General features: G+C 65.2%; 12 protein-coding genes. 3 read left to right on the plus strand and 9 right to left on the minus strand.

The window, feature by feature from the left end; genetic code table 11:
• Nucleotides 1-9: 9 nt before the first annotated feature.
• The 4 genes from KPL76_RS03035 to KPL76_RS03050 all read right to left on the minus strand — a co-directional run bounded on the left by KPL76_RS03035 (nucleotide 10) and on the right by KPL76_RS03050 (nucleotide 5,601).
• A complete protein-coding gene (locus tag KPL76_RS03035) occupies nucleotides 10-2,178 on the minus strand; it encodes a glycogen debranching N-terminal domain-containing protein (RefSeq protein WP_216335975.1) in 2,169 nt (722 codons plus the stop codon).
• A gap of 122 nt (nucleotides 2,179-2,300) precedes the next feature.
• On the minus strand, nucleotides 2,301-3,203 hold the full coding sequence (locus KPL76_RS03040; RefSeq protein ID WP_216335061.1) for a carbohydrate ABC transporter permease: 903 nt from the start codon (nucleotides 3,201-3,203) through the stop codon (nucleotides 2,301-2,303).
• A complete protein-coding gene (locus tag KPL76_RS03045; protein ID WP_216335062.1) occupies nucleotides 3,203-4,354 on the minus strand; it encodes a carbohydrate ABC transporter permease in 1,152 nt (383 codons plus the stop codon). Before KPL76_RS03045 ends, KPL76_RS03040 begins: the two co-directional genes overlap by 1 nt.
• Nucleotides 4,354-5,601, minus strand: a complete 1,248-nt coding sequence (locus KPL76_RS03050) for an extracellular solute-binding protein (protein ID WP_216335063.1) — start codon at nucleotides 5,599-5,601, stop codon at nucleotides 4,354-4,356. Before KPL76_RS03050 ends, KPL76_RS03045 begins: the two co-directional genes overlap by 1 nt.
• 169 nt (nucleotides 5,602-5,770) lie before the next feature.
• Here KPL76_RS03050 and KPL76_RS03055 point away from each other — a divergent pair, with 169 nt between their 5' ends.
• From KPL76_RS03055 to KPL76_RS03065, 3 genes are all read left to right on the plus strand, one after another.
• Nucleotides 5,771-6,865 carry a LacI family DNA-binding transcriptional regulator gene (locus KPL76_RS03055; protein ID WP_216335064.1) on the plus strand — a complete coding sequence of 365 codons (1,095 nt, stop codon included), beginning with the start codon at nucleotides 5,771-5,773 and terminating at the stop codon, nucleotides 6,863-6,865.
• A 64-nt stretch (nucleotides 6,866-6,929) separates the two neighbouring features.
• Nucleotides 6,930-7,247, plus strand: a complete 318-nt coding sequence (locus KPL76_RS03060; RefSeq protein WP_216335065.1) for a putative quinol monooxygenase — start codon at nucleotides 6,930-6,932, stop codon at nucleotides 7,245-7,247.
• Entirely contained in the window at nucleotides 7,248-7,745 is a 498-nt protein-coding gene (locus KPL76_RS03065; RefSeq protein WP_216335066.1) for a gluconokinase, read from the plus strand.
• Here KPL76_RS03065 and KPL76_RS03070 read toward each other — a convergent pair whose 3' ends face one another.
• From KPL76_RS03070 to KPL76_RS03090, 5 genes are all read right to left on the minus strand, one after another.
• Nucleotides 7,746-8,420: a potassium channel family protein gene (locus KPL76_RS03070; protein WP_216335067.1), complete on the minus strand. Its 675-nt coding sequence runs from the start codon at nucleotides 8,418-8,420 to the stop codon at nucleotides 7,746-7,748. It abuts the gene before it with no gap.
• Nucleotides 8,417-9,601, minus strand: a complete 1,185-nt coding sequence (locus KPL76_RS03075; RefSeq protein ID WP_253202135.1) for an AI-2E family transporter — start codon at nucleotides 9,599-9,601, stop codon at nucleotides 8,417-8,419. The genes KPL76_RS03070 and KPL76_RS03075 overlap by 4 nt, the downstream gene beginning before the upstream one ends.
• A gap of 98 nt (nucleotides 9,602-9,699) precedes the next feature.
• Entirely contained in the window at nucleotides 9,700-10,869 is a 1,170-nt protein-coding gene (locus KPL76_RS03080; protein ID WP_216335068.1) for an NADH:flavin oxidoreductase/NADH oxidase, read from the minus strand.
• An 85-nt stretch (nucleotides 10,870-10,954) separates the two neighbouring features.
• Nucleotides 10,955-12,127: a thiolase family protein gene (locus KPL76_RS03085; RefSeq protein ID WP_216335069.1), complete on the minus strand. Its 1,173-nt coding sequence runs from the start codon at nucleotides 12,125-12,127 to the stop codon at nucleotides 10,955-10,957.
• A gap of 1 nt (nucleotide 12,128) precedes the next feature.
• Nucleotides 12,129-12,662 (minus strand): flavin reductase family protein, encoded by a 534-nt coding sequence (locus tag KPL76_RS03090; RefSeq protein ID WP_216335070.1) that lies wholly within the window; start codon nucleotides 12,660-12,662, stop codon nucleotides 12,129-12,131.

Below are 12,662 nucleotides of genomic sequence, written 5' to 3' on the forward strand. Positions count from 1 at the left end.
GCCACGCCGCTAGGCGCGTCCAACAACCACGCCATCGGCATCCACGTCGAGGTCGCCGAGCGGTGATCCCGCGAATCGCAGGCCCTCCACATGAAGAGTGCCGGCAACGACAGGAATGATCGGCCGAACAGCAAGCGAACCACCCTGCGCGTCGGGCTCGAGCCCGAGAGCCGAAGCGAGCACGCTGACCGCCGCAGCCGCGGACCAGGCCTGCGGCCGGCACGCAGCCGGATACGCGACCGGGCTCCCGACATCGACCAGCGCGTCGCCGGAGTGCAGCTCGGGCATCCGGTAGTCGAACCCCGCAGCCGCGGCGAGGAGGCCCTCGATCAGCACCGCCGCCTCAGCAGTGAACCCCTGGCGCACCAGGCCCGAAATTGCGATGGTGGTGTCATGCGTCCACACCGACCCGCCGTGGTAGCTGAGCGGCCAGAACCCGGCCGAGTCTGCCGACATCGTGCGCAGGCCGAAACCTGAGCTGAGGTCGGGTGAGACCAGCCGGCGTGCGATGAGGCCCGCCCGGGCATCCGGAATCAGGCCTGTGCCGAGCAGATGACCGATGTTGCTCGTCACCGTGTCGACACGCTGCTTGTTGACGTCGAGCGCCACAGCCGGGTACGCGCCGTCGGGGTCGTCGATCCAGAACGCGGCGTCGAAGCGGGCCTTCAGAGCGTCGGCCCAGTCGAGCCATGGGCTGGCGTCGTGGCCGAAGTGCTGAAGCAGTGCGGCACCGCCGACAGCAGCCTCATAGGCGTAGGCCTGCACCTCGCAGAGCGCGATCGGGCCCTCGGCCAGAGAACCGTCACGCCACTGGATCGAGTCGCCCGAATCCTTCCAGCCCTGGTTCGCCAGGCCGTGACCGGTGGTGTCGACGTACTCGAGAAAGCCGTCGCCGTCGCTGTCGCCGTAGTCGCGCATCCACTCGAGGGCGGCGACGAGGTTCGGTAGCAACGCCTCGACCTCGGCGTCGGCGAGCCCCCACTTCCAGGCGTCGTGCAGCAGCACGATCCACAGAGGGGTGGCATCGACCGTGCCGAAATACAGGGGTGGCAGAGAGACGTCTTCGCCCGGAATGTTCAGCACCCCCGGGCGCAGTTCGTGCATGATCTTGCCCGGCTGTTCTGCCGTGTCGGCCACCTCTGCCGTTCCCTGCAGGGCCGCCAGCACACGGAGCGTCGATGCCGCGAGCTCGGTGCCGAACGGCAGCATGAAGCGCGCCGCCCAGATCGAATCACGGCCGAAGAGCGTGAAGAACCACGGTGCACCGGCTGCCAGAAACGGCTCATCGGGAAGCGCCTTCGTCACCATGCGCAGGCCGTGCACGTCGTCGAGCGCGCGCATGACCCAGTTGGCAAGCCTGCTGTCACCGCTCCGGATGACCGGCAGCACCCCCTCGGAACCCGCAGTCACTTCGCCTGTGCCTTCGACCACCGCTGCCTCGTCGACGACGTCGACCGACCAGCTGAGAGCGACAGAGCCGTGTGCCGGCAGTCGGATCGACCATTGGAGTGTGAGCGAGTCATCGCCCGGCACCGTGATCGACGCGTCATCGGCACCCTCACTGAGTATTCGGACCCGGGCCGTGATACTCCCGGAGGTGAGGACGACCGGCGTGCTCCACCCCTCGACGCCCGAACCGGTGCCGCCGTGCTCTGCGTCGTTGGGCTCTGCGTTTCGTGGCTGCTGACCGTTTGGTGCGGCCCCACCTCCGCCGTCTCCGGTCCGACTGATCGAGTACTTCGAGCCCTCGCCCGAAATGCCTGCCTTCACCAGCTGGATCTCGCTGAAATCGGGTATGAGGTCAATCCGGATGACGGTCTGTATCTCCGCCGCACGCGCCGAGGTGAGCGTGAGCGTCTCCCTGAGGGTGCCGTCGCCGATCACGCGGGCGCGGTCGAGCCTGACTCGAGGGTCGGCCCCTGGGCCGTCGAGTCGTCGGAGGAGTGAGACGAACGACGCGGCGCCAGCGCGGCGCAGGTGTTGCGCGATGGGCTCCGGCACCTCGCCACCGACGGTGAGCGAGATCGAGGAGAAGACCCGTGACTCCGAGTGGTAGAAGCCGTGGATCGGCTTGCTGCCGACCTCACCATCGGAGCTCGACCACAACTGGGTGGGTGCACTCAGCAGAACGAGGTCGTCGTTGAGCAGGGGCTGGAGTGAAGCGGCTTGTGCGGGAATGAGAGCGTCTCCTTCAGGGAACGGCTGTTCTGATGCGGCGGGAATCGTCTGGGTGGCGGCAGAAATCGGCGCGCGCGGCGTGCGGGGGGGCTCGTGCGCAGCCCGCCAGGGTCGGCGCTACCTCACTCCTTCACCGCGCCGTCGCTGGCATTGAGGATGCGCTTCTGGAAGATGAAGAAGACGATCGCCACCGGGATGGTCATGACCGCGGCCGCGGCGAGCTTGAGCGGGTACTGCGAACCCTGGCTGAGCTGCCCGCTTGCAAGGGAGGCCACACCCTTCGTCAGAGTGGTGAGGGCCGGGGACTGCGTCGACACGATGAAGTGCGTCAGTTCGTTCCACGACCCCTGGAACGACAGGATGATGATGGTGATGAGCGCCGGCCGCGCCATGGGAAGAACGATCGACCAGAACGTTCGGAAGACACCGGCGCCGTCGATCTTCGCCTGCTCCTCGACGCTCGGCGGGATCGATTCGAAGAAGCTCTTCATGATGAAGACGCCGGCCGCGTCGGCCAACAAGGGAATGATCATGCCCGAATACGAGTCGTACATGCCGAGCTGGTTGATGACGAGGAACTTCGGAATCAGCAGAACGACGCCCGGCACGCTCATCACGGCGATGAGCCCCAGAAAGACGAGGTTGCGACCGCGGAAACGGAGCCGTGCGAGGGCGTAACCCGCGAGCGAATCGAAGAACACCCGGCCCGCCGTGACGAAGAGGGTCACGACGACCGAATTCTTGAACCAGACGGGGAAGTCCGAGCTGAGAAATAGTCGCTCGTAGGCAGCCGTCGTGAACGTCTGCGGCACAAGCGAGAGCGGGTTGGCCGCGGCTTCGGCGTCGGTCTTGAACGAGGTCGCGACGTTGATCAGGAACGGGAAGATGTAGACGACCGCAATCGCGATCAGAATGGCGAAGACCACCGACCGCGCGATCAGCTCCTTGCGACCCGGGCCTGAGCGGCGGCGCCGCGGAGCCTTCTGCGCCACTGCGGGAATGCTCGGGGCGACAGCTGCACTCATCAGCGAACCTCGTCTTTCTTCTCGGCGACGGCGGCAACGGCTGCAGCCGAGGAATTCGTCTCTGATGCTGCAGGGAGGTAGGCCCGCATGCGTCGCCTGGAGACGCCGCGCTCGCGCAGCACCCACCGTTGAACCAGCGTCAGAACGACGATGATGACGAAGAGCATGAACGCGATCGCCGAACCCTTGCCCCACTCCTGGTTGCTGAAAGCAGAGGTATAGGAGAGGTACGCCGGGGTGACAGTGGTCTTGCCGGGGCCACCCTGTGTGCCGGTGTAGATCTGGTCGAACACCTGCCAGGTGCCGATGAGCCCCAGAGTGAGCACGGTGAAGAGCACGGGTCGCAATTGCGGCAGGGTCACCCGCCAGAAACGCTGCCAGCCGTTCGCGCCATCCATCATTGCCGCCTCCTGCGTCTCACCACTGAGGTTCTGCAGTGCTGCAATGAAGAGCAGCATGAACGTTCCGCTGGTGGTGAAGATCGCCATCAGAATGAAGGCCGTCATCGCAACAGACGGGCCAGACAGCCAGTCCCAGTAGGAGACGCCCAGCGCCGTGTTGTCGGTCAGCACGGCGGGGCCCGAGGTCACGCCGAACAGCGCGAGAAAGTTGTGCACGATTCCCGACGGGTCTGCGAACCAGTTGGGCCCGTTGACCCCCAGGTAGGAGAGCAGCTTGTTGACGGCACCGGTGGCTCCGAACAGGAACAGCCAGAGCACGGTGATGGCAACCGAGCTCGTCACCGAAGGAAAGTAGAAGGCGGTGCGAAAGAAACCCCGGCCGCGCAGGATGGCCCGGTTGACCATGACCGCGAGGAAGAGCGAGACCGCCGTCTGCAGGGGCACGACCAGCAGCACGTACCAGGCATTGTTGCGCAGCGAGATGCCGAAGTCCCGCTCTGCGAGCCCGCCACCACCGAGCAGGTCCTGGTAGTTATTGAACCCGATGAAGCTGACATCGCCCGAGAAGGGGCTGCCCCTGCCAGACCAGTCAGAGAAGCTGACCCAGAGCGCCATACCGACAGGCACCACGAGGAAGAGGCCGAGAATGACGATGATCGGCAGAGTGAAGAGCCACCCGGCCACCCCTTCGCGCCCCGCGATTGCGGCGCGACGCGAAGTGGTGGCCTTCGACCCGGAGGTGACGGACATTACTTGCCGACGACCGCTTCGAGGTTCTTCTGGGTCTGGTCGAGAATGGCCTGCGGGTCACCCGTTGCGATGGATTCGAGCTGCGAGTTGAGATCGGTGATCACATCGGAGGCACCCTTCGCCGTGGGTACACCCTGAGCGAAGTCGGCCGACTCGAGGAACGGTGCGAAGGTGGGGTTGGCCGCCTTCCATTTGTCGGCTGCCGACTGCACAGACGGCATCACGCCGAATGCGCTGGCGAATGACAACTGCTGGTCGGTGGAGGTGAGTTGTTCGACGAGCTTGAGTGCAGCGTCCTGGTTCTGGCTGTCGGCAGCGATGCCCCAGCAGTTGGTGAACTGGAGTGTGCCCTGGCCGGCCGGCCCAGCTGGCAGCTGTGCGACCGTGTACTTGATGGCCGGGTAGTCGCTCTTCATTGCGCCGCCGATCCAGTTGCCCTCGATCGTCATCGCTGCGAGGCCCTTGCCGAAGGCCTCGCCACCCCAGCCTGCGCCGAGGTCTTTGGTGGTCTTGGCCGAACCGCTCGCGAGCAGAGACTTCACGTACTGGAGCCCGGCGACGTTCGCTGCGCTGTTGGCGGTGGCTGTCTTGCCGTCGGCGCTGACGAGCCCACCACCGGCCTGTGCCATGAAGGCACCGAGACGGGCGTATTCCGGCGAGAAGGCGAGGCCGACGTGGTCGGCCGTGGTGAGCTTGGCCGCGACCGCGCTCAGCTGGTCCCACGTCTTCGGGATGTCTGCATCGGTCAGGCCGGCCTGCGCCCACATGTCGGTGTTGATTTCGAGGCCGAGGGTCGAGAAGTCCTTCGGTGCGCAGTAGAACTTGCCGTCGTAGGTGAACGAGCTGACCAGCGTCGGGTAGAAGTCGTCTTTGTTTGCGAGCTTGTCGCCGTAGGCAAGCAGTGACCCGTTTGCTGCGTAGCCGGCGAGCGCATCGGTCGAGACGTAGAACACGTCGGCGGGTTTGCCCGATGCGAAGCCCTGGGCGAGTTGCTGGTTGAGGTCTGAGGCCGCACTGACGGTGGCGGTCGTTCCTGACGATGACGACCAGGCGGCGACCGCGTCGGTCACGGCCTTCGTCTCGGCGTCACCGCTCGAGCCGATCAGAACGGTGAGGGGCGAGCCTGCGTTCTGGGTGGCGCCTGCGCTGCCGCCGCTGAAACTCGACCCGCTGCAGCCGGCCAGGCCGACAGCGGTGATCGTGGCGAGTGCGCCGAGGGCGGCCCACATCTTCTTGCTTCTTTGCATGATTTCTCCTTGGATACCCGGCCTTGGTCGATCGGCAGTCGTCTGCGACCGCAAAATTTGATCGATCAAATTGCTGTGCATTCACGTTAACCTCGCCCCCGCCGCATTGTCAAGAAATCGATTTGATCGATCCAAGCATCGAAGGCTCGATGATGGCATGATGGGGGTCATGAAGCGGCTCGCCACCATCTCCGACGTCGCAGAGGCCGCAGGGGTCTCGAAACAGACGGTGTCGAACGTTCTGAATACGCCCGCGATCGTGCGACCTGACACCAGAGAGCGTGTGCAGCGGGCGATCGACACCCTCGAATACCGCCCGCACGCCTCGGCGCGACGGCTACGCACCCGCAAGAGCTCGACCCTGGGCATCCGGCTAGACCCGATGGTCGACGGCATCTCGGGTTCGGTTCTCGATCGCTTTCTGCACGCGCTGACCGAGCAGGCAGCCGCGTACGGCCTGCGCATCCTGCTGTTCACCGCTTCTGACCCCGACGACGAGATCACGCAGTACCGGCGTCTGCTCGACGGTGCTGACGTCGATGCCTTCGTGCTCACCTCCACCTTTCATGGCGACCCGCGCACCGATTGGCTCATCGCCAATGGGCACGACTTCGTGACCTTCGGGCGCCCCTGGGGCATCGACGACATGGAGGACCCGCAACACCTCTGGGTCGACGTCGACGGATGCTCGGGCGTACGTGAAGCGACAACCCACGCCCTCGCGACAGCCGGGCCGCGGGTGGGCTACATCGGCTGGCCGAGCCCGTCGGGCACCGGCGACGACCGCAGGCGCGGATGGCTCGAGGCCATGGCGGGCTCTGGCACACCTCTGTCGAACGTCGAACTCGCCGCACTACAAGTGGCAATCGACGATGGAGTGGCCTCAGGCCGAGCCGCGATGTCCGAGCTCCTCGCTGCGAACCCAGCACTGGATGCGGTGGTCTGCGCCAGCGACTCACTTGCCCTCGGCGCGATGATGGCGAACGAGCGCGGGGTTGCCGTCACCGGCTACGACAACACACCTGTGGCTGCAGCCGTGGGATTGTCGAGCGTCGAACAGCCGCTGGCCGAGGTCGCCGCTGGGGTTCTCGAGCTTCTGGTCGGCGGATTCGATGCGCCCACCCTCAAGCCGGGCGACGGCCTCCCTCCAGCCGAATCGAGGCATCGGCTGTTGACACCCCGTCTTGTGGTGCGGCAGTCGCTCGACTACTCGGCGGGCGCGGCCTCCGAGACGAAGCAGACGTCGACCGCCCCCGGTCGTTGACAGGGTTTCGCCGTAGCCCGAAGGACGCGCTGCATCGACCGATCATCCATGCAAGAATCTCCCCATGTCAGATCCCATTGTCGTCACCGCCGTCTTCACGCCGGCAACGGGTGCGCGCGACGCACTCATCGAAGCACTCTCCATCGCGATCGCGGAGGTGCACGACGAGCCGGGTTGCGAACTCTACGCCATCCATGACGCCCCCGACGGCACGATCGTCATGCTCGAGAAATGGAGCTCGGTCGATGAGCTCGACCGACACGGTGCCGGTGAACCCGTTGCACGTCTGAACTCATCGCTCGCGGGGTTGCTGGCCGAACCCGTCGTTGTCACCCGCCTCGTCCCGATTCCAGCGGGCACAGAGGTACAGGGCCAGCTCTAGGTGTCAGACCTCGTCATCGTCGCCGGGGTCAGCGGTTCGGGCAAGTCGACGGTCGGCGAAACACTCGCCCTGGAGCTCGGTGTGCCATTCGTCGACGCTGATTCGCTCCATTCGACGGCGAACGTGGCCAAGATGGCGGGCGGCACACCCCTCGCCGACGAGGATCGCGAGCCCTGGCTCGAAAGCATCGGCCAGGCCATGCGGGCTGCCGAGAACGATGGCCTGGTCATGGCGTGTTCCTCACTGCGCCGGCGCTATCGAGACCAGATCCGGGCATCGGCGCCCGACACGTTCTTCGTGACCCTCACCGGTTCGCGTGAGCTCCTCGCCGAACGACTGGCCGGTCGCGCCGGCCACTTCATGCCCCCGGCGCTGCTCGATTCGCAGCTGGCGGCGTTCGAGCCGCTGCAACCGGATGAACGGGGCATCGATCTCTCGATCGACGCCGCCCCGCTTGCCCTCGTCGCTCGCGCCGTCGCGGCCATCCGCGCCCGGTGATCAGTTCTGGTCGGTCGACTTCGTCGTGCTGACGCCCGGCAGCTTGATCCGCTCACCGATGTAACTGATGATCGTGCCGGTGACCGTGCCGACGATCGCCAGGCCGCCTGCCATCAGCACGATGGCGAGTACTCGTCCAAGCGGGGTCACCGGGTACGTGTCGCCGTACCCCACGGTCGTGATGGTCACCGACGCCCACCACAGCGCATCGCCGATCGAAGTGATCGTTGCGCCGGGGGCGTGCCGCTCGACGTTCAGCTCCAGCAGGGCGATCATCCACACGAAGAGAATTGCGTAGCCGCCGGCGACGATCAGGATCCGGGTGCGCACCGCAGCGCCGCTCGCCTGGCGGAAATACGAGAGGTTCTGAAGGTACTGCAGGATGCGCAGCGGTCGGAGGAACGGCACGATCACCGTGAGCGCATCGACCTTGTGGGTCGCGACGAATGTCAGCGGGCGTGCACTCAACACTGCCCGCACGACGTAGTCCGCAAGGAACACGACCCAGATCACGATCATCGAGACCCGCAGTCCGATCACCGCATCCCGAGGCGCCGACTCCCAGAGGATCGCGAGCGAGTAGACGCCGAGAAAGACGACAGAGAGCACCGTCATGGGCCACGCGGTGCGCGCGTCCCACCAGAGTTCTCTGCTGGATTTGGGTGGTGTACTCACGCGCGTTCCCTCCGCGGCATGACAACCTCCTTGATGATGAGGATCGCACCGGCCGAGATCGGGATGGCCACGAGTGCTCCGGCGAGTCCGAACAGGGTTCCGCCGGCCAGGGCGGAGATCAGCACCACCGAACCGGGGACCGACACAGCCTTGCTCATCACCTTGGGTGTCAGCACATATGCCTCGACCTGCATGTAGATGAGCATGAAGATCAGAACGATCAACGCGGAGAGTGGCGAGTGGATGAACGCGATGACGGTCATAGCGGCCGTGGTGAGAACCGTGCCGATCAGCGGGATCAGCGTGATGAAGAATGCTGCGATTCCGATGATGAACGCTCCCGGCACACCCACGATCGAGAGCAGCACGACGCTGTAGACCGCATTGCAGAACGCGAGGATCACCATGCCGCTCAGGTACTTGCCGACGTTGCGCAGGATCTGGTTGGTGTACTTCTCGAACGACGCCCGCTTCGACGCTGCGACCAGCTTGAATCCCGCCTCCTTGGTTGCATCGTAGGTCGCCACGAAGTAGATCGTCAGAATCGCGATGAAGAAGCCGGAGGTGATGGCGTTGGCGATGTCGAGCCCGAGCCCGACGAGCCCGTTGCCGACGGTGACCCACACCTGCGGGTCACTCGCTTCTTTCGCAACCCAGCTGAGAATCGCGCCAACCACTCCATTGCTGGCTTCGTTGGTCTGGTCGAACCACCCTTCATCCCGTAGCCGGGTGATCTCCGCCGGGATAGACGTCGCCAGCTGGCTGACCTGCTGGATGATCAACGGCAGTATCACCCAGATCACCGTCACCAACACAGCGACGATCAAGAGGATGACCGTGACCAGCGCCCACGCCCTGCTGAAGCCTCGCCGCTCGAACCAGCGGATGAGCGGGTCGAGCCCGACGGTCACGAATAGAGCGAGAAAGACTGAGAAGACGATGGTGCGGAGGTTGTAGATGGCCAGCCCGGTGGCGAGCGCCCCGAGCACACCGAGGGTGACCACATACCCCCAGCCGAACCCGCGGTGTGGCATTCCGAGCATCCCGGGGTCGTCGATGATCGAACCGGTCTCGACAACGAGCGGTCCCGCGGGGGCGCCAGCGTGGTTCGAGCCCGTCACAGCGTCGTTGTCGGCCGTCGGTATGGCGTCGAGGCCGCCGTCGGTGGTGTTGTCGGTCATTCGGGTCTCCTGGCAGCATTGGCGATTGACCACATGGTATTGCTCCGCGGCCCCCGGCGGTGAACGCCACGTCGCGCACGGAGTGTGCGGCAGAAAGGCTAGAGCAGTGCCCGCGTCGCAATCGGCGCCGACAGCGCGCTCATCGACTTCTCGCGGCCTGCCAGATAGTACGCTGTCGAAACTGGTGCGCTGGAGAAAACCGCCTGCTGTTCCAGCTCCTTCTCGGCAATCAACGGCCAGTTGGGGCTGAGGAGAAGCTCCCGGCCCATCGCCACAAGATCGGCGCTCCCGGACGAGATCACGTCGTCTGCCTGCTGGGCATTCACGATCAGGCCGACCGCCATCGTGGCGATATCAGCTCTCAAGCGCACGGCCCGGGCGAGCGGAACCTGGTAACCGGGTTCGAGCTTGATACCAGCACCCGGCTCCAATGGGGAGGCCGCCGTGGCGCCCATCCCTCCCGAAGAGCAGTCGATCAGGTCGACGCCGATCCCCTTCAGAGTCAGCGCGAGCGTGATCGAGTCTTCGAGGTCCCAGCCGTCACCGTCGATCGCCGACAGCCTGACGAAGAGCGCTTTGCGATCGGGCCAGACACGCCGGATGGCTTCGACGAGTTCGACCAGGAAGCGAATGCGGTTCTCGAACGAGCCACCGTACTTGTCGGTGCGGGTGTTCGTCACCGCCGACAGGAACTCGTGGATTAGATAGCCGTGACCGCCCTGGAGCTCGAGTACTTCGTAGCCGGCAGTATCGGCCCGGGCAGCGGCCCTCGCCCAGCCCGCGACGGTATCGGCGATGTCAACCGTGCTGAGCATGCGCGGCACCGGGTACCCCGGTGCATGGGGCGTATCTGTTGCTCCGACGACCTCCCAGCCCTGCCAGTCAGCACCCTCGTCGAGTTCAAGCGGCCCTCGCCCGTGCCACGGGTACTTGCCCCTGGCCTTCCGGCCGGTCTGGAGAAACTGGATGCCCGGCACCGAACCCTGGTCGGTGATGAATTTCGCGATCCGGCTGAGCGGCTCGATGAACTCGTCAGCCCACAGCCCCAGGTCTCCGGCAGTGCCGTTGTTGAACTGGATGGGGCTCGTGCCCTCCTGGATGACGAGGCCGGCCCCGCCCGCAGCGAATCGCCCGAGATGCATCAGGTGCCAGTCCGTCGCGAAGCCGTCTACCCCTTTGTACTGCCACATCGGGCTCACGACGATGCGATTGCGAAGGGTGACACCCCGGAGGGTCAGTGGGCTGAACAGTGCCGAACCCTGTGCCATTGTGCGTTGTCCTTCTTCTGACGAGGTCTGGCTTCGGACCACGTGTGGTCGAATGCTCTACTACGGGGTTCTGGGCTTGACGCGATCAGCGTTCGAGAACGACAGCGAGCCCCTGGCCCACACCGATGCAGATGGCCGCCACGGCGACGCCGCCGCCGCGTCGCTTGAGCTCGTGTGCGGCGTGACCGACGATCCGGCCACCGGATGCACCGAGGGGATGCCCGATCGCGATCGCGCCCCCGTGGATGTTCACCCGGCTCGGGTCGAGCTCGGGCCAGAGACGAAGGCAGGCCAGGCTCTGGGCAGCGAATGCTTCGTTGAGTTCGACGAAGTCCACGTCGGCCCACGTCTTGCCCGCGTTGCGAAGGGCCCTGTTGACCGCCTCGACAGGGCCGATACCGAAGACATCGGGGTCGACGGCGGCCACGCCCCTGCCGATGATCCTCGCGAGAGGTTCGGCATCGATCGGCGCATTCTCCGCGCCGATGATGAGCATCGATGCACCGTCGTTGAGGGGTGACGAGTTGCCGGCGGTGATCGTGCCGTTCTCTGCGAATGCAGGCTTCAACCCCGAGAGAGAAGCGACCGTCGAGTCGGCACGGATTCCCTCGTCACGGGTCAGGTCGACCCCCGGAACGGAGACGATCTCGTTCTCGTAGATCCCGGCATCCCAGGCAGCAGCCGCCTTGACATGGCTGCTGGCCGCAAAAGCGTCCTGTTCCTCGCGGGTGATGCCGTAGCGCTCGGCGAGGATCTCGTTCGAGGCCCCGAGGGAGATGGTCCACTCCTTCGGCATACGTGGATTGACCAGCCTCCAGCCGATCGTCGTCGAATGCATGATCTCATTCGTCGCGGGGAAGGCTTTGCTCGGCTTGGAGACGACCCAGGGTGCCCGGCTCATCGATTCCACCCCGCCGGCCAGCACGAGTGAGGAATCGCCGGTCTCCACAAGCCTGCTCGCATCCATGATCGCCTGCAGGCTCGAGCCGCACAGCCGGTTCACGGTCACACCGGGCACCGACGTCGGCAGCCCCGCCAGCAGTGCGGACATGCGTGCCACGTCGCGGTTGTCTTCGCCGGCCTGGTTGGCCGCCCCCGCAATGACGTCATCGATCCTCGCGGGGTCGACTCCAGGGTTCCTGGCGAGGATCTCCTTGATCGTGACAGCGAGCAGGTCATCGGGCCTCTGGCCCGAGAGAGATTTGCCGAATCGGCCGAACGGTGTGCGTATTGCGTCGTAGACGAAACTGGCGGTCATGTCACTCGATCCGGCTGTGGTCGCCCAGGCGGTGCCACGCACGGTTGTGGTACACCAGCGGGTCTGTCTCAGCAGGTAGCTGCGGCTTCGCTTCGAGCGCCTCGACCAGCACGATGGACGAGCCTCCGGCTTGCATCTGGTTCAGAACGCGCGCCCTGATCCACGTGCGGGCCTGGGGGAAGTACGTCTCGCCGGTCGGCAGCACGTCCCAGAGTGTGCGGTCCGCGAACCGGTCGACTCCACTTGTGGCGCCCAGTTTGGCGATGTGCAGCTGCTCTGCACTCAGGAGGTGAACCACCACGGTGCGTGCCCGACGGATCGTCGGGGTACTCGACGAGATCGCCGAGACCGAGAACATGATGAGGGGCGGCTCGGCGCTGACCGAAGCGACTGACGTCGCGGTCAGCGCTACGGGCCCATCGCCAGCATCTGCAGTGATGACTGCGACACCGGCAGGATGATCCCTGAAGGCGTTCTTGAATTCATCGGCGCTGAGTACCGCTTCGGTGAGGGGGTCGTAGTTCTCTTTGATCAT

Source organism: Subtercola sp. PAMC28395 (genome assembly GCF_018889995.1).
Lineage (GTDB): Bacteria > Actinomycetota > Actinomycetes > Actinomycetales > Microbacteriaceae > Subtercola.

Excerpts from the sequence above, each read along its gene's own strand:
- KPL76_RS03060 (WP_216335065.1), top strand. The coding sequence starts at position 6,930 with ATGTCAGATCCCATTGTCGTCACCGCCGTCTTCACGCCGGCAACGGGT.
- KPL76_RS03050 (WP_216335063.1), bottom strand. The coding sequence starts at position 5,601 with ATGCAAAGAAGCAAGAAGATGTGGGCCGCCCTCGGCGCACTCGCCACG.
- KPL76_RS03055 (WP_216335064.1), top strand. The coding sequence starts at position 5,771 with ATGAAGCGGCTCGCCACCATCTCCGACGTCGCAGAGGCCGCAGGGGTC.
- KPL76_RS03085 (WP_216335069.1), bottom strand. The coding sequence starts at position 12,127 with ATGACCGCCAGTTTCGTCTACGACGCAATACGCACACCGTTCGGCCGA.
- KPL76_RS03045 (WP_216335062.1), bottom strand. The coding sequence starts at position 4,354 with ATGTCCGTCACCTCCGGGTCGAAGGCCACCACTTCGCGTCGCGCCGCA.
- KPL76_RS03075 (WP_253202135.1), bottom strand. The coding sequence starts at position 9,601 with ATGACCGACAACACCACCGACGGCGGCCTCGACGCCATACCGACGGCC.
- KPL76_RS03090 (WP_216335070.1), bottom strand. The coding sequence starts at position 12,662 with ATGATCAAAGAGAACTACGACCCCCTCACCGAAGCGGTACTCAGCGCC.
- KPL76_RS03040 (WP_216335061.1), bottom strand. The coding sequence starts at position 3,203 with ATGAGTGCAGCTGTCGCCCCGAGCATTCCCGCAGTGGCGCAGAAGGCT.
- KPL76_RS03080 (WP_216335068.1), bottom strand. The coding sequence starts at position 10,869 with ATGGCACAGGGTTCGGCACTGTTCAGCCCACTGACCCTCCGGGGTGTC.